Annotated in this window: 21 protein-coding genes and 1 pseudogene; 14 read left to right on the top strand and 8 right to left on the bottom strand. The window is 65.7% G+C overall.

What is annotated here, in order from left to right:
• The first annotated feature begins 12 nt into the window (after positions 1–12).
• Entirely contained in the window at positions 13–2,739 is a 2,727-nt protein-coding gene (locus ASE00_RS22575) for a helix-turn-helix transcriptional regulator (RefSeq protein ID WP_156405549.1), read from the top strand.
• A gap of 47 nt (positions 2,740–2,786) precedes the next feature.
• On the opposite strand, the gene ASE00_RS22570 is transcribed toward ASE00_RS22575, so the two are convergent.
• The gene (locus ASE00_RS22570) at positions 2,787–3,677 is read right to left on the bottom strand and encodes a helix-turn-helix domain-containing protein (protein ID WP_056356539.1); all 891 of its coding nucleotides are present in this window, start codon (positions 3,675–3,677) and stop codon (positions 2,787–2,789) included.
• A 110-nt stretch (positions 3,678–3,787) separates the two neighbouring features.
• Here ASE00_RS22570 and pobA point away from each other — a divergent pair, with 110 nt between their 5' ends.
• Positions 3,788–4,957: a 4-hydroxybenzoate 3-monooxygenase gene (gene pobA, locus ASE00_RS22565; RefSeq protein ID WP_056356603.1), complete on the top strand. Its 1,170-nt coding sequence runs from the start codon at positions 3,788–3,790 to the stop codon at positions 4,955–4,957.
• Positions 4,958–5,050: 93 nt separating this feature from the next.
• Here pobA and ASE00_RS22560 read toward each other — a convergent pair whose 3' ends face one another.
• Together ASE00_RS22560 and ligK are read right to left on the bottom strand one after the other, a co-directional pair.
• Positions 5,051–6,109, bottom strand: a complete 1,059-nt coding sequence (locus ASE00_RS22560; protein ID WP_056356537.1) for a 4-oxalomesaconate tautomerase — start codon at positions 6,107–6,109, stop codon at positions 5,051–5,053.
• Positions 6,102–6,776 (bottom strand): 4-carboxy-4-hydroxy-2-oxoadipate aldolase/oxaloacetate decarboxylase, encoded by a 675-nt coding sequence (ligK, locus tag ASE00_RS22555; protein ID WP_056356535.1) that lies wholly within the window; start codon positions 6,774–6,776, stop codon positions 6,102–6,104. Before ligK ends, ASE00_RS22560 begins: the two co-directional genes overlap by 8 nt.
• Before the next feature lie 98 nt (positions 6,777–6,874).
• Between ligK and ASE00_RS22550 the strand changes: the two genes are divergently transcribed.
• The 7 genes from ASE00_RS22550 (at position 6,875) to ASE00_RS22520 (ending at position 13,216) form a co-directional block, all read left to right on the top strand.
• Positions 6,875–8,050, top strand: coding sequence for a LysR family transcriptional regulator (locus ASE00_RS22550; RefSeq protein WP_056356533.1), 1,176 nt, complete (start codon positions 6,875–6,877; stop codon positions 8,048–8,050).
• Between the two features lie 77 nt (positions 8,051–8,127).
• Positions 8,128–9,000 (top strand): NAD(P)-dependent oxidoreductase, encoded by an 873-nt coding sequence (locus ASE00_RS22545; protein WP_056356530.1) that lies wholly within the window; start codon positions 8,128–8,130, stop codon positions 8,998–9,000.
• Positions 8,997–10,013, top strand: a complete 1,017-nt coding sequence (locus ASE00_RS22540) for an amidohydrolase family protein (protein ID WP_056356528.1) — start codon at positions 8,997–8,999, stop codon at positions 10,011–10,013. The genes ASE00_RS22545 and ASE00_RS22540 overlap by 4 nt, the downstream gene beginning before the upstream one ends.
• A gap of 23 nt (positions 10,014–10,036) precedes the next feature.
• The gene (locus ASE00_RS22535) at positions 10,037–10,918 is read left to right on the top strand and encodes an amidohydrolase family protein (RefSeq protein ID WP_056356526.1); all 882 of its coding nucleotides are present in this window, start codon (positions 10,037–10,039) and stop codon (positions 10,916–10,918) included.
• Positions 10,915–11,394, top strand: coding sequence for a protocatechuate 4,5-dioxygenase subunit alpha (gene ligA, locus ASE00_RS22530; protein WP_056356525.1), 480 nt, complete (start codon positions 10,915–10,917; stop codon positions 11,392–11,394). Before ASE00_RS22535 ends, ligA begins: the two co-directional genes overlap by 4 nt.
• Entirely contained in the window at positions 11,394–12,254 is an 861-nt protein-coding gene (locus tag ASE00_RS22525) for a class III extradiol dioxygenase subunit beta (protein WP_056356523.1), read from the top strand. The genes ligA and ASE00_RS22525 overlap by 1 nt, the downstream gene beginning before the upstream one ends.
• Before the next feature lie 17 nt (positions 12,255–12,271).
• The gene (locus ASE00_RS22520) at positions 12,272–13,216 is read left to right on the top strand and encodes a Gfo/Idh/MocA family oxidoreductase (protein ID WP_056356521.1); all 945 of its coding nucleotides are present in this window, start codon (positions 12,272–12,274) and stop codon (positions 13,214–13,216) included.
• Here ASE00_RS22520 and ASE00_RS23950 read toward each other — a convergent pair.
• On the bottom strand, positions 13,174–13,485 hold the full coding sequence (locus ASE00_RS23950) for a divalent metal cation transporter (RefSeq protein ID WP_056356519.1): 312 nt from the start codon (positions 13,483–13,485) through the stop codon (positions 13,174–13,176). The two genes, ASE00_RS22520 and ASE00_RS23950, sit on opposite strands and share 43 nt — an antisense overlap.
• Before the next feature lie 141 nt (positions 13,486–13,626).
• Positions 13,627–14,412: an IS110 family transposase gene (locus ASE00_RS22510; protein WP_056356518.1), complete on the bottom strand. Its 786-nt coding sequence runs from the start codon at positions 14,410–14,412 to the stop codon at positions 13,627–13,629.
• Here ASE00_RS22510 and ASE00_RS22505 point away from each other — a divergent pair.
• The 3 genes from ASE00_RS22505 to ASE00_RS22500 all read left to right on the top strand — a co-directional run bounded on the left by ASE00_RS22505 (position 14,399) and on the right by ASE00_RS22500 (position 16,446).
• Positions 14,399–14,953 (top strand): ATP-binding protein, encoded by a 555-nt coding sequence (locus ASE00_RS22505; protein WP_321164045.1) that lies wholly within the window; start codon positions 14,399–14,401, stop codon positions 14,951–14,953. The two genes, ASE00_RS22510 and ASE00_RS22505, sit on opposite strands and share 14 nt — an antisense overlap.
• Positions 14,950–15,150: an ATP-binding protein gene (locus ASE00_RS24360; protein WP_321164044.1), complete on the top strand. Its 201-nt coding sequence runs from the start codon at positions 14,950–14,952 to the stop codon at positions 15,148–15,150. Before ASE00_RS22505 ends, ASE00_RS24360 begins: the two co-directional genes overlap by 4 nt.
• Before the next feature lie 99 nt (positions 15,151–15,249).
• Positions 15,250–16,446, top strand: a complete 1,197-nt coding sequence (locus tag ASE00_RS22500; RefSeq protein WP_056356516.1) for an IS256 family transposase — start codon at positions 15,250–15,252, stop codon at positions 16,444–16,446.
• A 313-nt stretch (positions 16,447–16,759) separates the two neighbouring features.
• On the opposite strand, the pseudogene ASE00_RS24540 reads toward ASE00_RS22500, so the two are convergent.
• From ASE00_RS24540 to ASE00_RS24190, 3 genes and pseudogenes are all read right to left on the bottom strand, one after another.
• A pseudogene (locus tag ASE00_RS24540) lies at positions 16,760–16,947 on the bottom strand (transposase); the annotation flags it as partial.
• A gap of 68 nt (positions 16,948–17,015) precedes the next feature.
• Entirely contained in the window at positions 17,016–17,567 is a 552-nt protein-coding gene (locus tag ASE00_RS24195) for a tyrosine-type recombinase/integrase (protein WP_414819873.1), read from the bottom strand.
• Positions 17,494–17,790: an Arm DNA-binding domain-containing protein gene (locus ASE00_RS24190; RefSeq protein ID WP_056384077.1), complete on the bottom strand. Its 297-nt coding sequence runs from the start codon at positions 17,788–17,790 to the stop codon at positions 17,494–17,496. The genes ASE00_RS24195 and ASE00_RS24190 overlap by 74 nt, the downstream gene beginning before the upstream one ends.
• 672 nt (positions 17,791–18,462) lie before the next feature.
• Between ASE00_RS24190 and repC the strand changes: the two genes are divergently transcribed.
• Together repC and ASE00_RS22475 are read left to right on the top strand one after the other, a co-directional pair.
• On the top strand, positions 18,463–19,815 hold the full coding sequence (repC, locus tag ASE00_RS22480; RefSeq protein WP_056356511.1) for a plasmid replication protein RepC: 1,353 nt from the start codon (positions 18,463–18,465) through the stop codon (positions 19,813–19,815).
• 192 nt (positions 19,816–20,007) lie between these two features.
• Positions 20,008–20,391: a replication initiator protein A gene (locus tag ASE00_RS22475; protein WP_235538797.1), complete on the top strand. Its 384-nt coding sequence runs from the start codon at positions 20,008–20,010 to the stop codon at positions 20,389–20,391.
• Positions 20,392–20,522 lie beyond the last annotated feature (131 nt).

The raw sequence follows: 20,522 nt of genomic DNA, 5'->3' as shown, positions 1-20,522 counted from the left end.
GTGGAGAGGCGAATGATTCGGGCGAAGCTGATTCCGCCGGTCGGTTCCGGCACGCTGGTGCGCCGAGAACGGCTGCTGCGCGCGATCGAGAACGTCCGGACCGCCCGGCTGACACTGGTCCAGGCGGCGGCGGGCTACGGAAAGACCAGCCTGCTCGCCGAATGGTCGCGATTGCTGTCTGCGGAAGGTGGAGTGACGGCCTGGCTTGGGCTGGACGCGGGTGATCAGGGTCCGCTCGATCTCTTTTCCAGCATCCTGCGATCGCTGGAACTTTCGGGGGTGAGGATCGAGTCCGTCGCCGAGCTTCTGACGGCGGAGGGCTTTGCGACAACGAGGGCGCTAGCGGCCGCGACGAGCGATCTTCTGACCTCGGTCGATGCGCCAATCTATCTCTTTCTCGACGACGCTCATTTTCTGACGACAAGCGTGAGCCACGCAGCCTTGAACGAGCTACTGCACGTCCTTCCGGCACACGCGCACCTTATCGTCGGCTCGAGACGCGCCCTCCCCATTCAACTCGGCAGGATGCGGGTGCGCGAGGAATTGTTCGAGGTCTATGCAGATGACCTAAAGTTTTCCCGGCCCGAAATCGAAGAATTCTTCACCGTCACCGGTCAAACGGAACTCAGCGCCGAGCAGATCGAAGATATCGGCTCCCGGACCGAGGGCTGGGCAGCCGGGCTGCGGCTGGTAAGCCTCGCGCTTCGCGACGGTACGCATCAGTATCGGCTCGGCGCCGATATCGGCGAGCGCCGACGCTCGATCGGCTCCTATTTCGCCGAAGAAGTCCTCGTCCAGCAGACCCCGGAGTTACAGGACTTCCTGATGCGAACCGCGCCGCTAGAACGCATCACACCGGCGCTCGTCGATGCCGTTACCGGGACGGAAAACGGTAAGCGCATGATCCGCAAGGTGGAGAGCTTGGGACTGTTCATATACTCGCTGGACAACAACGACGAATGGTACCGCTATCACCACCTTTTTAGCGATTTCTTGCTGCAGCGCCTAATCGATCGCGACCCTGCGGCGCCCGCAGAAATAGCTATTCGCGCGAGTGATTGGTTCGCCGAACGAGGACATCCGATAGAAGCTTTTGCTTATGCGGTACGCGCTTGCGACCACGAACGCGCGGCTGCAATCCTGGATCGTCGTTGTCAGTCGATGTTTTACAATGGTGAGCTCGGCTCGATCGAAACCCTTGCAACGCAAGTGCCAATGAAAGCCCTGGGGCGCTTTCCCCGCGTCCTGCTGACCAAGGCCTGGCTTTCAATCATAGGATGGCACTTCACCGACGCCGACGAACTGCTGCATTCCGCGAGGCAGAGGTTGTTACAGCTCGGAGCCTCGCCCGAAGCAGAGATTGCGCCCGATCTCGATGAGCTGAATTTCCTGCTGGTCCACCGCGAAATGATGTTAGGGCTATTCACGGATCGCTTGAGCGAAACAGAAGCGCTTTGGCGCAAACTTTCTGAAATGCCCAAGCCGAGCGATCACTATATATTGGGTACGTTGTTTACCTCCCGTATTTATATCGATACTCACCGGCTTCTGAAGTCCGACGTCGCGTCCGGCGCGGCTCGTGGACGCGAGCATTACGCGCGCACGGGTAGCATCTTCGTTCTCATCTGGCATGCGTCGGTGATCGGGATTTCATTGTTTCGGCAGGGGAGTACCGATCACGCCGAAGCGGCTTTTGACGAAGCCCTGAAATGCGCGATCCGATTGAACGGCGCCGATTCGGCACAAGCCGCCATCCCGTCGCTGCTGTTGAGCGAACTGCTGTACGAGACGGGTGAGGTTCAGCGCGCCGCCTCGATCGTCGCCCAATACCGGGAGGTCGGGCGTGAGATGGGCTACGTCGATCAGCTGGTGGCGGAGTTCTCTGTGTCGACCCGCCTTCGGCTCCTGCGCGGCGAGACGGCTATGGCCGAGCGAGCCTTCGCTGACGCGATCGCCTTTGCAGCGTCTTCGGGTTTCGAGCGGCTTCGACTGGCGGTCGCTGCGGAAACCGCGCGTCTGCATCTCCATAGCGGTCGGCCCGATATTGTCGGCCGGTATACGAGGGAAGGGGATATTTCCCTCTGTCTCGACCACCACATGCCGTCCGTCGGCATGACGACTATCGATGAACTCAAGGCGATCATCGCCGTCCGCAAGGCTCAGGCGACGGGCAAGATCGCCGAGGCAGGTAGGGTTGCGCGGCGCTGGCGCGATCACAACCATGCCTCGGGCTGGATCTTGAGCGCGGTGCGATGGGGCATAATGGCCGGCGGCTGCGATGCCTTGCGAGGCGACCGGAACCAAGCCTATCGGACCCTCCTGAAAGCCGTCGATCTCGCCCGAGAGCCGCGTTTCCTTCGCTCCTTTCTCGATGAGGGAGAGATTGTGATGAGCGTCCTGCGCGAGTTCAACAGCGAGAACTCCCACAACGGCGCGTTCATCGCCACGCTAACGCGACTTCATGATGAGGAAACCGGAAATCTGTCCTCGAGGGCTCCGATCAGCGACGCGAGCCTCAGCGAGCAGGATTATACGCACATGGTCGAGGTGCTCAATACAAGGGAAATCGATATTCTGCGAAGCGTCGGAAATGGGAGAATGAACCGCGAGATTGCGGGAACGCTGGGGCTCACCGAAGGCTCGGTGAAGTGGTACCTGAATCGTATCTACGGTAAGATCGGGGTGAGCCGCCGCGCCCAGGCGGTCAAGAGGGCAAGGCAGCTTGGGCTGATAAATTGAGGCCGCTGATCGAACGGCGTCTGCGGCAAGCATAACCGCGCGGCATTTCAGACGGCAATGGAGGCCGAGTCCTTCTCGCTGGACTGATCCATCCGCCACCCTCCCGGCGAAACCCCGGTGCAGCGGCGGAAGAAGCGCGAAAAATATGCCGGATCTCCGAAGCCGAGGTCATAGCCGACCTCCGCCACCGTGCGATCGGTATAGGCGAGCTGGCGCCGCGCCTCCGCGATCAGCCGGTTCTGCATCAGCTGGATGGGCGGCGCGCCCGTCACCTCCACGCATGCCGCCCGCAGCCTCGCGATCGACGTTCCCAGCGCACTGGCATGATGCGCGATGCTCCAGCCGTCGCGCAGGTGCCGGTCGATCTGCAGACGATAGCGACTGACCAACAGCGCCGGGCGGCGGGGCGCTGAACACTGACCCTCTGCCTCCGGCACCAGCCGGCAGGCGGAGACGAGGAGAAGTTGGAGCAGCGCTTCGCCAGCCATCGCATTCAGCGGCCTCGTGCTCGCCGTCTCCGCCATCAGCGCGTCGAGCATCGGCCGCAGTTCGACTTCCTCCGGCAGCGGCAGCACGCGCGCTGCCGTGATCAGCCGCCGAACCAGGGAATAGCTTGTGGCGATCCGGCGCAGCAGCGGACCGGCCACGGTAACGATATGGCCTTCCGTGGCGCAATCGAAGCGGAAGCCGTGCGCGACACCGGCAGGCACCGCGAGAATCGACCGCGCAAAGGGCACACGATCGCCATCCACAAGCATCTCGCCACCGCCCCGCTCCACGATCAGCAAATGCTCGAGCTCCCCGTGCGAGTGCGGACGAATCGTCCAATCGGCGGCGGCGCTGCGTCGGGCGATCGTCTCCACATGGATGAAGCGATCGTCAACGCCATGCTCCGGCTCTCCATAAAGCGAATAACGAGGAACACCGGGGGCGAGCATGCGCAACCATGATACCACACGAGCGATAAGTGCAAGCATGTCAGCGTCCTCTCCATTCACGGCCCAGGCGCCCCGGCTAGGCTCGTCCGACCTGAGCGAGAGGAGTGGGCGTGCGGACATCGGTGGCGATTATCGGCTGCGGACCGGCTGGGTTGCTCCTCGCGCACCTTCTTCACTGCGAAGGCATCGACTGCGTCGTGCTGGAGGCGCGCAGCCGCGATTATGTTGAGGCGCGTATCCGCGCGGGGGTGCTGGAACAGACTACGGTCGACCTCCTGCGCCGCGTGGACGTGGACAGGCGCCTCGATGCCGAGGGGCTCGTTCATCATGGCTTCTCGATCCTGGTCGACGGCGAGCCGCTGCGCATCGATCTCGCTGACCTCGTGGGCCGGACGATCACGATCTACGGCCAGACCGAGCTGACACGTGATCTTATCGAGGCGGCACTCGCGCGCGGCATCCCGATCCTGTTCGAGGCTAACGCCGTCGCACTTCACGACATCGCATCCAGGGCACCTGCGGTGACCTGCCGAGCAGGAGACGAGGATGTCCGCATCGACTGCGACTTTATCGCCGGATGTGACGGCTTCCATGGTGCGAGTCGTTCGGCCTTTCCGGCCGATCAGTTGCGGACGTTCGAGAAGGTCTATCCCTTCGGCTGGCTTGGCATTCTCGCGGACGTGCCCCCTTGCAAAGAAGAGGTGATTTACGCCAGCCATGAACGCGGCTTCGCGCTCGCCTCGATGCGATCGAAGACACGCAGCCGCTATTATATCCAGGTGCCGGCAGATGAGCCGCTCGCAAACTGGCCGGACGAGCGGCTTTGGGACGAGCTCGAGATCCGCCTTGGTCCGAGGGCCGGAAGCCGGATCTCGCGCGGTCCGGCGCTGGAGAAGTCGGTCGCGCCGTTGCGCTCGTTCGTCGCTGAGCCAATGCGCCACGGCCGCCTGTTCCTTGCAGGAGATGCGGCGCATGTCGTGCCGCCGACCGGTGCCAAGGGGCTCAACCTCGCCGCGTCCGATGTCGCCTTCCTGGCCGATGCATTCGCCCGCCATTATCGCCGTGACGACGATGCCGCGTTGGAAAGCTATGCGGCGCGCGCGCTGGCGCGGGTATGGAAGGCAGTGCGCTTCTCTTGGTGGCTTACCGGCCTGACGCACCGTTTTCCGGGTACAGCGTCAATCGATCGCCGTATTCAGCTCGCCGAGCTCGATTATATTCGCAGCTCCCGCGCGGCGCAGATGTCCCTCGCCGAGAACTACGCGGGATTGCCACTTTGATGACGCCAGGTCGGCCCGGCCACTGGCTTGCGAATCGCACACAAACGCCCTCTGTTCTCAATCGCCGGTCGACGGAGTTTCAGACCAGAGGCATCAGGCGAATACCGCCCCGTCCATCAGCTTGCGCGCGGTCCGCAGCAGCGCGGCGGTCTGCATTAAGCCATCGGCGCCCAGCGTCAGCAGGCAGATCATCTCGCCCGTCGGATGCTCGACGGACAGCGTCTTGCGCGCGCCTTCCGGCACCGACGCGACCTCGGCCGCCGGTGAGCCTGGCACGAGGCATGCGGTCGCGACACTCACCGCCCCCAGCACGCCAATCGCGGCGTGCGCGCGATGCGGGATGAAGCTCCGCACGGTGACGGCACCGCCCTGCTGCGGCGGCGCCACGAGCATCATCTTCGGCACGGATTTCTCGGTCACGTCGCCGAGGTTCATCAGCGGTCCGGCCTGCAGCCGGATCGCCTCGATCCGGGTCTTGAGCCCGATCGCCGCGTCCAGCGCTTCGCGCGTCTCGTAGCCGGTCGCACCCACGTCGGCTGCGCGCAGCACCACGCAGGGCATGCCGTTGTCGATCAGCGTGCATGCGATGCCGTCGATCATGTCGACCGCGTTCCCGGTCGGCAGCAGCGCCCCGCACGACGAACCTGCAGTATCGCGAAACTCAAGCGGCACCGGCGCCGCAGTCCCCGGCACCCCGTCGATCCGCGCATCGCCGGCATAGCTCACCACCCTGTTCGGCGTGGCGACCGTCGCCACCGCCACCTGGCCGGTGTTCTCCATGAAGATGGCCACGGGCGTCTCGCCGTCGCGCGCCGCGACCAGGCCACGCTCGACGGCGAACGGCCCGACCGCCGCCAGCAAATTCCCGCAATTCTGGCTGTCGCTGACGATTGCCTGATCGACGAACACCTGCAGGAAGAGATAATCGACGTCGACGCCCTCGCGCGCGGACCTGCGCACAACCGCGACCTTGGAGGTCAGCGGATCGGCGCCGCCTATCCCGTCGATCTGGCGCGGATCGGGCGACCCCATTACCCGCAGCAGCAAGGCGTCGCGCGCCGCCGGGTCGGCGGGAAGATCGCCCGCGAGGAAGACGCCACCCTTCGACGTGCCGCCCCGCATCCAGGCACAAGGCACGCCCCCCTCACTCATATTTCAGACCAACCGCCTCCAGCTTGCCGCGCATGCCGTAGATGTCGAGGCCGAGTTCGCCCGCGCCGAGGCGGCGGCGCTTCGCCTCCTCGGCCGCCTCGCGTGCGCGGGCCATCTCCAGGACCGCCGCGGCATCGCCGCGCCTGACCACGCAGACGCCGTCGTCGTCGGCGACGATCACGTCGCCCGGCACGATCGCCGCTCCCGCGCAGACGATCGGCACGTTGACCGAGCCGAGCGTTGCCTTGACCGTTCCCTGAGCGAAGACCGCCCGCGACCATACCGGAAAGCCCATCTGCGTCAGATCACGTACGTCGCGCACGCCTGCGTCGATCACGAGGCCACGGCATCCGCGCGCCATCGCCGAGGTCGCGAGCAGATCGCCGAAATAGCCGTCCTCGCAGGGACTGGTCGGCGCCAGGACGAGGACATCGCCGGGACCGAGCTGCTCGATTGCCACATGGACCATCCAATTGTCGCCCGGCGGTGCGGAGATCGTGACGGCGGATCCGCCAATGCGAGCGCCGGCGTAGATCGGCCGCACCCGGCTCGCGAGCAGACCGATGCGGCCCTGCGCCTCGTGCACTGTCGCGACGCCGGCCGCCCCAAGCCCGTCGATTACCGCCATATCGGTGCGCTGGATGTTGCGCACCACCCGCCCGGCCATGTCAGTCTCCTACCGTCGTGGGTGGGTGTCGCCGCGCGCTTCCCGAGGCAAATCGCAATTGCGGACGCGCGATAAGTTTTCATGATATCTGGGCAGCGATGCCGGCCCCCTTCGATCTCAACCTGCACCATCTCCGTGCGCTCGGCGCGATCGTCCGTCGCGGCGGGATGAGTGCGGCGGCAGATGCGATCGGCATGTCGCAACCTGCGCTGACCCAAGGTCTCGCCAAACTCGAGGCGCAGCTCGGGGTTAGCTTGTTCGAGCGGCGGCCCGACGGGATGAAGGCGACATCCGCAGGATTGCTCCTCGTCGACCGTGTCGAAGCCGCGTTCGAGTATCTCTCCGCCGCGAAGCGGAGCGGCACGCGCGGGTTCGGCCGGCCCGAGTGGCTAATGACGGCGACCCAGTTGCGCGCGTTCCTGGCGCTCGCCGACGCCGGCAGCTTCGTCACCGCGGCTCAGGCGACCGCGCTGTCGCAACCCGCGCTGCACCGCTCGGTACGTGATCTTGAGCAGGTAATCGGCGTCTCGCTGGTCGAGCGGCGCGGGCGCGGCGTCACGCTGAGCGGCGCGGGGCGGCGGTTGGCGCGGGGCATCCGCCTCGCGGCGTCCGAGATCGCGGCCGCCATCGCGGAGACCCGGCCGCCGGGCGAGGGCAGCGGCAACATCGTGATCGGGGCGATGCCGCTGTCGCGCGCGTCGCTGGTGCCGCGCGCGGTGGCCGGGCTGATTGCCGAGCGCCCCGACGTCACTCTCTCGATCGTCGAGGGCAGCTGGCGCGAGCTGATCGAGCCGTTGCGCGAGGGCGTGATCGATCTGATGATCGGCGCGCTCCGTCCGGTCGTGCCGCCGGACCTCCGCCAGCGCCCATTGATAGAGGATCGCCCGGTGGTGGTCGCTGGAGCGCAGCACCCGCTCGCGGGCGCTGCCGAGGTCTCACGCGCAACGCTTGCCGCCTTCCCCTGGGCGGTTGCCCCTCCCGGCTCGCCGCTGCGCGCGCATTGGGAAGAGCTGTTCGCCGGGCGCACGCCTCCGCCGCGACCGATCGAGTGCGGCTCGGTGATGGTGCTGCGCGGGCTGCTGACCCGCGGCGATTTCCTGACCCTGCTCTCCCCCGAGCAGGTCGCGCTGGAGGTGGCCAACGGCATTCTCGCTTTTGTCGGCGCACCGCTCGCGCAGTGCGTACGCACGATCGGCGTTACCAACCGAGCCGACTGGCGGCCGACGGCTGCCCAGCGCCGCTTCCTCGAGCATCTCGACGAGACAGAAATCTAGTGACGGTTCAGGAAATCGAATAGGCGCCGTGACCTTCCGATTGGGCGCCTGATAGTCGGGCGACTATCGCGCGGACCATGCGGGAGAGGATCGCGATCATCGGCTTCGGAGAGGCGGGCGCCGCATTCGCTCCCGGGCTCGCGTCGCGCACCACGCTCAGCGTCTACGATTGCAAGACCGACGATCCGGTTACCGCCCCGGGGAAGCGAGCCGATCTTGCCGCGGCCGGCGTCAGCGGCGCAGACAGCGCCGCGACGGCGCTGGCGGACGCAGTCGGCGTGCTCAGCCTGGTCACCGCCGACCAGGCGCTCGCCGCTGCGACGGTCGATGCGCCGTTGCTGCCGCGCGGCGCCATCTGGTTCGACATGAACAGCGTCGCGCCCCAGACCAAGCGGGACGCCGCGGCTGCCGTCGAGGCGGCGGGCGGGCGCTACGTCGACGTCGCGGTGATGGCGCCGGTCCATCCGTCGCGCACCGGCGTGCCGCTGCTTGTCTCGGGGCCGCACGCCGAAGAGGGCGCCGCGCTACTCGGCCATATCGGCTTCGCCGATGCCCGCGTCGTGCCCGGCGATGTCGGCCGCGCCTCGTCGATCAAGATGCTCCGCTCGGTGATGGTCAAGGGGATCGAGGCGCTGACCGCGGAATGCCTGCTCGCCGCCGATCGTGCCGGCGTGCTCGACGAGGTGCTCGCCTCGCTCGACGCCAGCCCGCCGCCGCCCGCCTGGACCGCCCGTGCCGATTACAACATCGAGCGAATGATGGTCCACGGCCTGCGCCGCGCCGCCGAGATGGACGAGGTGGTGAAGACGCTCGACGCGCTCGGCACCGGCACCGCGCTCAGCCGCGCCACCGCCGCCCGCCATGGCGCGATCGGTGCGCTCGGCCTGCTCGCGCCTCGCGAAGGCCTCGCAGCCAAGCTCGCCCAGCTCAGCTTGGAGGATGCCGCATGATCATCGACTGCCACGGCCATTACACCGTGCTGCCCAAGGGGCACGACGCCTGGCGCGAGGCGCAGACGGCGGCGTTCAAGGCGGGGGAGGCCAACCCGCCCTACCCCGCCATCTCGGACGACGAGATCCGCGAGACGATCGAGGCGAACCAGCTGCGCCTGATCCGCGAGCGCGGCGCCGACATGACGATCTTCTCGCCGCGCGCCTCCGCAATGGCGCCGCACGTGGGCGACGCCGCAGTGGCGAAGGAGTGGGCGATCCGTTGCAACGACCTGATCGCGCGCGTCGTGGGCCTCTATCCTGAGAGTTTCGCCGGCGTCTGCATGCTGCCCCAGTCGCCGGCCAGCGACATGACCAGCTCGATCGCGGAACTCGAGCGGTGCGTGGCGGCGGGCTTCGTCGGCTGCAACCTCAATCCCGATCCAGGCGGCGGCCATTTCGCCTCGCCCCCGCTGACCGACCGCTACTGGTATCCGTTCTACGAAGCGATGGTCGCGCTCGACGTGCCGGGGATGATCCATGTCTCCGGCAGCTGCAACCCGGCGATGCACGCCACCGGTGCATACTACATCGCTGCGGACACGATCGCGTTCATGCAGCTGCTGCAGGCTGACCTGTTCGCCGATTTCCCGCGCTTGCGCTTCATTATTCCCCATGGCGGAGGCGCGGTGCCCTATCATTGGGGGCGCTACCGAGGGCTTGCCGACATGCTCAAGAAGCGGGAGCTTGGCAGGCACCTGATGAACAACGTCTTCTTCGATACCTGCGTCTACCATCAGCCTGGGATCGACCTGCTTGCCGAGGTGATCGAGCACAAGAATATCCTGTTCGGTTCCGAGATGGTCGGCGCGGTGCGCGGCATCGATCCGCAGACCGGCCATTATTTCGACGACACCAAGCGCTATGTCGACGCGCTGGACATTTCGGACGAAGCGCGGACGGCGATCTTCTCGGGCAACGCGCGCACGGTCTTCCCGCGGCTCGATGCGCAGCTGGAGGCGCGCGGCCTGTGACGCTGACGCCCCCTGCCTTCGCGATGGACCTCGATTGGCGCTGCTTCCATCCGCAGCCGGCCAAGCCGACGTTCCGCCTGCCGGCCGGAGCGGTGGATACGCATTGCCACATCTTTGGCCCGGGCGCCGCCTTTCCCTACGCCCCCGAACGCAAGTACACGCCCTGCGACGCGGGGCGCGACAAGCTCTACGCGCTGCGCGACTATCTCGGCTTCGAACGCAACGTCGTCGTCCAGGCGACCTGCCATGGCGCCGACAATCGCGCGATGCTCGACGCGCTCGTCCATTCGGACGGCAAGGCGCGCGGCGTCGCGACCGTGAAGCCCGACGTCTCCGCGGACGAATTGGCGGAGATGCACGCCGCCGGCGTGCGTGGGGTGCGGTTCAACTACGTCAGGCGGCTGGTGGATCCCCAGCCCGATGCCTATTATCTCGGCATCATCGAAAAGATCGCCGCGCTGGGCTGGCACGTCGTCATCTATTTCGAGGCGGCGGACCTAATCGAGAAGTGGGACTTCTTCACTGCCATCCCGACCACCGTGGTGGTCGACCACATGGGCCGGCCCGACGTGTCCAAGGACGCGCACGGCCCCGAGCTCGCCCGGTTCATCACGTTCATGGAGCGAGACAATATCTGGTCGAAGGTCACCTGCCCCGAACGGCTGTCGGCCTCCGGCCCCCCGGGCTACGACGACGTCGTGCCGTTCGCCCGGACGATCGTCGAGCGCTTTCCCGACCGCGTGCTCTGGGGCACCGACTGGCCGCATCCCAACATGAAGAGCCACATCCCCGACGACGGCAAGCTCGTCGACTATATTCCGCGCATCGCACCGACGGCGGAGCTCCAGCGCAAGCTGCTCGTCGCCAATCCGATGCGCCTATACTGGCCGGAGGAGATGGTATGACGAGCCCGACCGATATCCACGCCTATCTGGCCGAGTTCGACGACATACCGGGCACGCGTGTCTACACCGCCAAGCGTGCGCGGACGGGCTACCACCTCAACCAGTTCGCGATGAGCCTGATGAAGCCCGAAAACCGCGCCGCGTTCAAGGTGGACGAGCATGCCTATCTCGACGGCTGGAAGCTCACGCCGGCCCAGCGCGACGGCGTCCTGCGGCGCGACTACAACCAGCTGCTCGACGAGGGCGGCAACATCTACTTCCTGGCGAAGCTGTTCTCCACCGATGGGCTGAGCTTCCTCCAGGCGGTCGGCACGATGACCGGAATGGGGCCGGAAAGGTATCAGGCGATGATGGTCGCCGGCGGCCGCGACCCCGCAGGCGTGCGTTCGCTGCGGGAGCAGGCGGGGCTGGACGCGGTCGCCGACGCCGCGGCGGAGATCGCCAATTCTTCCATTGCTCCCGAAGAGAACCGCTGATGGCGCGCATCACCGCAGGCGTGGCCTCGAGCCACATCCCCGCGATCGGCGCGGCACTCGACAACGACAAGACCGGCGAGCCCTATTGGCAGCCGGTGTTCGCCGGCTTCGAATGGGTCAAGCGATGGGAGGTCGAGGAGAAGCCCGACGTCGTCATCCTGGTCTACAACGACCATGCCTCGGCGTTCGACGCGAACCTGATCCCGACCTTCGCCATCGCCTGCGGCGAGAGGTTCAGACCCGCCGACGAAGGGTGGGGTCCGCGCCCGGTGCCGGAGGTCGAAGGGCATCCCGACCTCGCGTGGCACATCGCGCAAAGCTGCATCCTCGACGAATTCGACATGACGATCATCAACGAACTCGACGTTGATCACGGCCTCACCGTCCCGCTGTCGGTGATGTTCGGCCAGCCCGCCGCATGGCCGGCCAAGGTGATCCCCCTCGCCGTCAACGTCGTCACCTATCCGCCACCATCCGGCAACCGCTGCTGGCGGCTCGGGGAGGCGATCGTAAAGGCGGTGGCGAGCTTCCGCGAGGATCTCAACGTCCAGATCTGGGGCACGGGCGGAATGAGTCACCAGCTGCAAGGCATGCGCGCGGGCCTGATCAACAAGGCCTGGGATCAGCGGTTTCTGGACGATCTGACCGCCGATCCCGAGCGGCTCCGCACGATGCCGCACATCGAGTATCTGCGGGAGGCAGGCTCGGAGGGGATCGAGCTCGTGATGTGGCTCATCATGCGCGGCGCATTGGGCGCCGAACCGGAGGAGCTTCACCGCTTCTACCACGTTCCTGCCTCCAACACCGCGGTCGGACACATCGTGCTTCGCCCCGCCGAGGCGACTCCCGCCGCCGCCTAATAAGCAAAGGAAAGATCATGACCCGCATCGCCCTCGCCGGCGCCGGCGCGTTCGGAATCAAGCATCTCGATGGCCTCAAGAACATCCCCGATGTCGAAATCGTATCGATCATCAGCCGCACTGCGGGGCAGGCAGCAGACGTCGCGGCCAAGTACGGCGCGAAGCATCACTCGACCGAGCTCGCGGATGCCTTGGCCCGCGACGACGTCGACGCGGTGATCCTTTGCACGCCGACGCAGATGCATGCCGGCCAGACCATCGCCTGCCTCGAGGCGGGCAAGCACGTCCAAGTCGAGATTCCGCTGTGTGACAGCCTCGCCGAGGGCGAGGCGGTGCTGGCCAAGCAGCGGGAGACCGGCCTTGTCGCAATGGTCGGCCACACCCGCCGCTTCAATCCCTCGCACCAATATATCCACGATAGGATCGACGCAGGCGAGATCGCCCTCCAACAGATGGACGTCCAGACCTATTTCTTTCGCCGCAAGAACTTGAACGCGCTTGGCCAGCCGCGCAGCTGGACCGATCACCTGCTGTGGCACCACGCCGCGCACACCGTCGATCTCTTCGCCTATCAGGCGGGACCGATCGTGCAGGCCAACGCGCTGCAAGGCGCGCGTCATCCCGAGCTCGGCATCGCGATGGACATGGCGATCCAGCTCAAAAGCGAGAGCGATGCGATCTGCACACTGTCTTTGTCCTTCAACAACGACGGCCCGTTCGGCACTTTCTTCCGCTACATTTGCGATAACGGCACCTGGATCGCGCGCTACGACGATCTGGTGACGGGCAAGGAGGAGGCGATCGATCTTTCGGGCGTCGCGGTATCTAACAATGGCATCGAGCTGCAGGACCGTGAGTTCATCGCCGCGATCCGCGAGGGGCGCGAGCCGAGCAGTTCGGTCGGGCAGGTTCTCCCCTGTTACCGCGTCCTCGACGCGCTCGAAAAGGAACTTGAGGGATAAGATGCCGCGAACACCGGTAGAGCGAGCATGCCGGTGCCGATGATCCCTACCGCGAAGACGAGGAACGCAAACCGCCCTGCTATCGGCCTGAGCGCGTCGGCCGCCTGCGACGACGTTTGAATATCGGTGGTGCCATGCGCTTGCAGCGTCGCGGCGGTGGCCAGGATGATGAACAAAGCGACCGCATTCGACAAAGCAATGCCGACATAGGTGTTAATACGGATGCGTTTGAATTCGACGGATGCCTGATCCCTCGCCCGCCCGAGCAAATTGGCCTCAGGTCGCTACTTAACATCCTCAACCTCTCCTCCGCTTGCCAGAAAACGTATGGCCCGCCCCGTCTGCAAGGGTGATGTTGGACGGCGTGCTGGTCTGCATCAACGTATCGGGTCTCAGGGCATGAGCCCTGGCTAAGATGGGTTCCGCGCACTCCGGGCCTCATAAAGATCGCGTTGTCGAGCACCACATTTTTCGCCAGGCTGCCGCGGCGCCGGTTCGACCGTTACGCCATCTGTCCTCACCTCCACAGACATCGTGAGCGGCGAGGCCGAAGGCCGGCCGCTAACCTCTTCAGGCCAGGCGGCCCCATCCTCGTAATTCTGGCCGTTTCGCAGCACCGCCCACGCTGTACCCGCCAGCTGGGCGGCGAGTGCCACGACCACGACGTTGGGGTGAGCGCGGGTGAGCATCTGACGCACCCACGCGCCGACCGGCGTGAGCTTCTTCGAGAAGTGGACCAAGGCGGCTCGCGCGCCGTGGATCAGCTGCGTGCGAAGATACTTGTTGCCCCGCTTGCTGATTCCCAGCAGCTTGGTCCTCCCGCCGGTTGAGTGCTGCCGTGGCGTCAGCCCGAGCCACGCCGCAAGATCGCGACCCTTGGCGAACGCGGACGCGTCGCCGACCGCGGCGAGGAGCGCGGTAGCGTTGATCACGCCGATCCCCGGGATCGTCGCCAGCCGCCTCGCCTGCTCGTCGTCTCGGGTCAACGCCGCCAACTCATCGTCGTAGCTGCCGATCCGCCGGTCGAGGCTCGCCCACTCGTTCCGAAGATCCCGCAACAACCTGATCGCCAGCGCGCCATCCTCCATCAACTCGTCAAGCCTCTTCGCCAAGCATGAGCGCCGCTTCGTCAGGATGATGGCGCGCTCGAGCAGAACCGCACGAAGCTGGTTGATCAGCCGGGTGCGGCCGGCCACGAGCCGCTCACTCGAGATGCTCGACGCGACGCTGCGCCGGATCGAGCAGGGCCAGATCGATGGCATCGAAGCGCTCGACGAGCTGCTGCTCGAGGAGCTGTCGCTACGCGAGAACCGAAGGATCAAGGCGGCGCTGCGCATGGCGCGGCTGCCAGTGGTCAAGACGCTCGCCGGCTTCGACTTCTCGTTCCAGCCGTCGCTCGACCGCAACCGAATCATGGCGCTCGCCGGGCTCGACTTCATCCCCCGCGCCGAGGTCGTCCATCTCCTCGGGCCGCCGGGAACCGGCAAGAGCCACCTCGCCACCGCACTCGCCGTCGAGGCGGTGCGTGCCGGCAAGCTTGTCTACTTCATCCCGCTCGCCGACCTCGTCGCGCAGCTCGCCAAGGCCGAACGCGAAGGCCCCCTGCGCGAACGCATCCGCTTCCTCTGCCGCGCCTCGCTGCTCGTCGTCGACGAGATCGGCTACCTGCCGGTGACGCCCGGTGGCGGGACCTGTTCTTCCAGCTGGTCAACGCTCGATACGAAAAGGGCGCCATGATCCTCACTTCGAACCGCGGCTTTGCCGAATGGGGCGACATCTTCGGCAGCCCGGTCGTCGCCACCGCGCTACTCGATCGACTCCTCCACCACGCCGTCGTCATCCAGATCGAAGGCTCGAGTTACCGCACGCGCGAGCATGCCGCGCTCATCCCCGAAAACCTGCGCGCCAGCCATCTCGTAAATCTGCCCGGGTAGTGCCCCCGGACGTGGTGTAGGAAGCGGCCCCGGATGAGGTGGCCATCGCCGGTCTTCGGCTAGGGTTCGGATGCGAACTCGAACCTGGAGAAGACGACGATGACCGATGCCAAGATGGCCCTGCTCGAGCTGGTCGAGCAAGAGGCGGATGCTGACCTGGTGCGCGAGATGCTAGCGTTCGCCGCCGAGCGCATGATGGACCTGGAGATCGAGGCAAAGACGGGAGCGCCGGCAGGCACCCGCTCGCCCGACCGCCTGAACCATCGCAACGGCTACCGTGAACGCAACTGGGACACGCGTGCGGGCCGGATCGAGCTGTCGGTCCCCAAGCTGAGGAAGGGCAGCTACTTCCCGAGCTTCCTGGAGCCGCGCCGCACGGCGGAGAAGGCGTTGGTGGCGGTGATCCAGGAGGCCTACATCCAGGGCATCTCGACGCGCTCGGTCGACGACCTGGTGAAGGCGATGGGCGGCACCGGCGTCTCGAAGAGCCAGGTGAGCCGGCTGATCACCGAGATCGACGAGCGGGTGAACGCCTTCCTCAACCGCCCGATCGAAGGCGAGTGGCCATACCTGTGGATCGACGCCACCTACCTGAAGGAGCGCGAGGGCGGCCGGATCGTCTCGACCGCGGTGATAGTGGCAGTGGGCGTCAACACGCTCGCCAAGCGCGAAGTGCTCGGCGTCGCGAGCGGCCCGTCCGAGGCCGAACCCTTCTGGAAGAGCTTCCTGCGCGCGCTCGCCGATCGCGGGCTGCGCGGCGTCAAGCTCGTCATCTCCGACGATCACAAAGGGCTGCGCAGCGCCGCAGGCAAGGTGTTCAACGCGACGCAACAACGCTGCCGGGTGCACTGGATGCGCAACGCGCTGGCCCATGTCGGTGCCAAGCAGCGCCCCGCCGTCGTCGCCATGCTGAAGACGATCTTCGCCCAGGAGAACGCTGACGACGCCCACGAGCAGTGGCGCCACGTCGCCGATGCGTTGCGCGAGCGATACGAGAAGCTCGCCGTGATGATGGACGGCTCGCGCGAAGAGGTGCTCGCCTACATGGCGTTCCCCAAGGAGCATTGGGCACAGATCTCGTCGACCAACCCGCTCGAACGCGTCAACAAGGAGATCAAGCGCCGGGCCGACGTCATCGGCATCTTCCCCAACACCGCCGCGGTCATCCGCCTCGTCGGCGCACTCATGCTCGAGCAGAACGACGAGTGGTCGGTGTCGCGTCGCTACATGACGCTGGAAACAATCGGCACCTTGAGCGATAACCCACGCATCAGCCTGCCAGCACTGGCAGCCTGATCATCCTTGGACCCTGCCGAGGATCGGTGTTCCTACACCACGCCATGGGGCACTACCTCTGCCCGCCGAGCCTAAGCGGCGCGGACGCCGCCGAAAAAGGAAAACGACGATCACCAGACCGGCTGATCACCGATCCCTGACCCGCCGCCAAACCAGGGAATTTAAACGCCCACAATCGGGGAAACTTCGGTGCCCGTTGACATATGCGGCACGTACCGCACCGACGAACGATCGACGCCGAGCGCCACGCACCCGCGCCGTTCGCTGACACCATGAGACGCCTGGACGTGCGCGACGATCTCGCGCCGCCGCCCAGGCGCCAGAACTTTTTGGCAGAACGTCCTGCAGGATGTGCTTGTCGAGACTCAGGTCTGCGACCAGCTGCTTGAGCTTGCGGTTCTCGTCCTCGAGCTGCTTCACCCGCCGCAGCCCGCCGACGCCGAGCCCGCCGTACACCTTCTTCCACCGGTAGAAGGTCTGCTCCGACACACCCATCCGGCGGAGCTTGAGGTCGCGGAGCAATGCCACGGTCGGCGGCGCGAGCGGCACGACGTGCGGCTCCTTCATCTTCATGCGCGCGCCGGGATCGACCATGTACCGGCCCCCAAGTCGAACTCGCCCCACGTCGCGTACCTTGTCTCGTTTGAGCGGACGGCTGTCAGCACGGTCAGCTTGAGCGCGTCGCGACCGACGGCGGGTGGCAGCGCCGCCAGCACCCGCATGAACGCCGGGATGTCGCCATAAGTCATGGCGGCGCGATGGGTGACCTGTCGACTCTGGCGCGGCAGGCCGCGGGTCACCGAACGCAGCGATACCTCTTCCGGTACGAGGCCCTTGATGTGCGCGAAGTCCAGCACCGCCCCGATCCGCTGCAGGATGCGTCGCGCAGTATCCGGGATGGACAGCCATACCGGCTCGAGCACGTTCAGCACCGCCGCGCTGTCGACGCGATCGCTCGGCGTCTTGCCGATGCGCGGAAACACATGGCGCTCGAAGCTCGACAACCAGGAGGCGTGGCGCTGGTCCTTCCAGCCGCCGCGCAGGGCTTTAGCAGTCGCGTGCCACGCTCTCGAAGGTCGGAGCGGACCGCCGGCGTCCCGGTCGCTCGCGCTGTGGCTCAAGCCCGGTGCGCACCTGCTTGCGCAGCTCCGCGGCGAGTGCGCGGGTTTCGGCGAGCGACACCTCGTGAACCGGGCCAAGGCCGAAGTCGCGGCGGCTGCCCCGATGCTGGATGCGCAGCACCCAGGATCGCGCGCCGCTCTCCCGAACATGCAGGTAGAGCCCGTGCGCATCGGCGTGCCGACCGGGCTTGGCATGGCGGACTTTGAGCGTGGTCAGTGACACGATCGGTCCCCCAAAATGTGCCGGATTTAGCGGAACAGAGTGAGATCAACTGACCCCATCCTGGCCTCACGATCTCGGCAACATCAATAGGTTGAGACGCTATGGGCTCTGCTGCAATCTCGGCAACATGCCCGTAAGATCGCAACACAAGTTCCGGGAATCGTGCTCTTTCGACCCATAAGCCCGAACCCGGACCAGGAACATCGCCTCCGCCATATCCCCACGAGGCGCCGGAATCGAGACGTTCTGCCCGAAAGCACGAGCCGCGAGCGGCTGCGCTCACCGTCCAACGGGACGCTCTGCTCGAAAGCACGAACATTTTTCCGGCGATCTGCCCGATAGCACGAGCATCCGGCGGCGTCGGCCCCCTCCCCTGTCGGTAACAATCAGCTTGCGTGACATTCGTCGATTCGGACCGGGAGGTCCTGAGACACGGAAAGGGGTCGCGCCGCCGGCCGAGGACGCACGTCTCGACGGCGCCACGATCGTGCAGGGAGATGCTGTGCTGACATGAAAAACCCGGCGCGAGGCCGGGCTTTTCGGGGTGCCCACTAGGAGCGAGGTGACAATCACTCCCTAGCGGAACGCCCCTCAAATCACAAGCGAAAGTGCGCATCAGGCGCCACGGCTTTGTGTGTCCGCACGGGCTCCGACAAGGGGAGTTACCGAACGATGACCTACGCCTATCATCCGGGCGCCGGCTTCCGCCGCTTCGATGGCGCCGCGGCCGAGGCCGAACGCGCCGCACAGGCATTTCGCGGCCTGCCTGAGGGCAATGGACCCGGGCAGGCGCTCGCCGCCTTCAAGCGAGCGGCAGCCTATCTCAACGTCCCTCCAAGCGTCGTGCAGCTGGTCGACGTGCTGTTCGCCTGGACGAAGCCCGAGGACTGGCGGGCGGCCTCGACCCCGATCGTCTGGCCGCGCAACGACAAGCTGGCGCGCAAGCTGGGATTGAAGGTCAGGCAGGTCCAGAACCTCCTCGATCGAGCGATCGCGCTCCGACTGATCAGTCACAAGGACAGCCCCAACGGCAACCGTGGCGGCGCGCGAGGCCCCGACGGCACCATCAAATGGGCCTACGGCATCGTCCTGAGCCCGATCGGCACGAGAATCGACGAGTTCAGGGCCATCGCCGAGCGAGGGGCTCGCGAGGACGAGGAAATCGATGCTCTCCGGCGCCGGCTGGCCTCCGCTCGCCGGCGTACCGCCAGCCTTGCCCAGGCTGCTGTGGACGCCTCGCTCCAGAATACCGGAGCCGACGAAGAGCTCGCCCTGGCGCAGAGCGCCGCTCGGCAGATGCGTTATGTTCGAGACGTTCAGCTGCTCACCGGCTGTGTCGAACAGATCGAGCAGCGCGGCCGGGACCTGGAAGGCCGCGTCGCGGCCGTACTTCTCGAGCGCGACGCGCTCAATCATCCCGTCGAAACCAATAATAATGCATCCGCGGATGTAACACATTGCATCGACTCTACAACTACAACTCAACCCCAAACTGCTAAAGCAGTTACCCGTAGCGGCTTAGCGGAAAAGAGTAGTGGCGATTATGACGTGAGGTCGATGCTGCCGCAGTCGGAGGTGGAAGAGGACCTGGAGAAACATGGCGTCGATCTGGACTTCATCGAGTCGATCGTGCCGGAACTGTGCGGTTCGCTCGATCTTGGCCGCCGAGGTTGGGGCGAGCTGGTCCAGCTTGCCGAGCGCCTCGCCGATCAACACCACATTCACCGCCACGCCTGGCACGAGGCCTGCCGGATCATGGGTCAGCGCGGCGCGGCGGCCTCGGTTATCGCCACGGTCCGAAAGTATCAGGCGGGAGAGGTCGAGCGGCCGGGGGCGTACCTGCGCGGCATGAGCGGCCGTGCGGCCAAGGGCGAGCTCAACCTCGGGCGGACGTTCCACGGTCTCAAGGATCTCAGCCGCGCCGGCAACATGAAGGCGATGCAGGCGGGCGGCGACCCCCGGTCTATCGGTCAGATTGCGCGTGCGGTTTCCCGGCAGTTCGTGCTTTCGGGCAGATCGTCGTGAGGGGCGGTGCACGCCCAAACATCGCGGGCCGTGGGGGACGAGATGCCCGAAAGCACGAGTCGCCCCAGCGCGCCCCTTTGGCGCGACGCACGGAAGCCGGGCTAAGGGCGGGAGTCGCGGTCAAAGACTCGTGCTTTCGGGCAGATCGTTGCGTGCAAAGCTGCCCCGTCGGCAAAATCGCGCTATGCTTCGATGTCGCACATTAACAGCGCCGAGGGGAAAGGCATGGCGGGCAAGCAATCCATCATCGTTCGGCAGGGAAACCTGTTCGAACCCGACAGTCCGCTCCACGGCAAGGTCCGCGGCGAGCGCAGCGTGATGGATTTCCCGTTCTTTGCCCTGTCGAAGGTTGCGATCGATAAGGAGCTTGAGTTCAAGATCGGCAAGCTGAGCATCCAGATCAGGCCGAGCGCGACCGGTATCGCCACGATGTACGACAAAGAGATCATCCTCTACGTCGCGTCGCTGATGGCCCAGGCGGTTAGTCGCGGGGAGGAGGTCGATCAGAACTTCACCTTCACCGCACATGATTTCTTCAGGATCACCGGTGTCGCCCGGCCCTCAAAGCGCGATTAGGGGGCACCTCAAGGTTCGTTCGCCAGACAACGCTAAGCCGGAGATGTCTCTGAAACTCTGCAATAACCTTTTTGCATGCCTGCCCCATTGCGCGGGCAATAACCTTTTTGCATGCCTGCCCCATTGCGCGG

The organism is Sphingomonas sp. Root710 (genome assembly GCF_001429065.1).
In the GTDB taxonomy this organism is placed as follows: domain Bacteria; phylum Pseudomonadota; class Alphaproteobacteria; order Sphingomonadales; family Sphingomonadaceae; genus Rhizorhabdus.
Note: the sequence above shows the minus strand (reverse complement) of the source record. Positions and strands in the feature narration are given on the sequence as shown.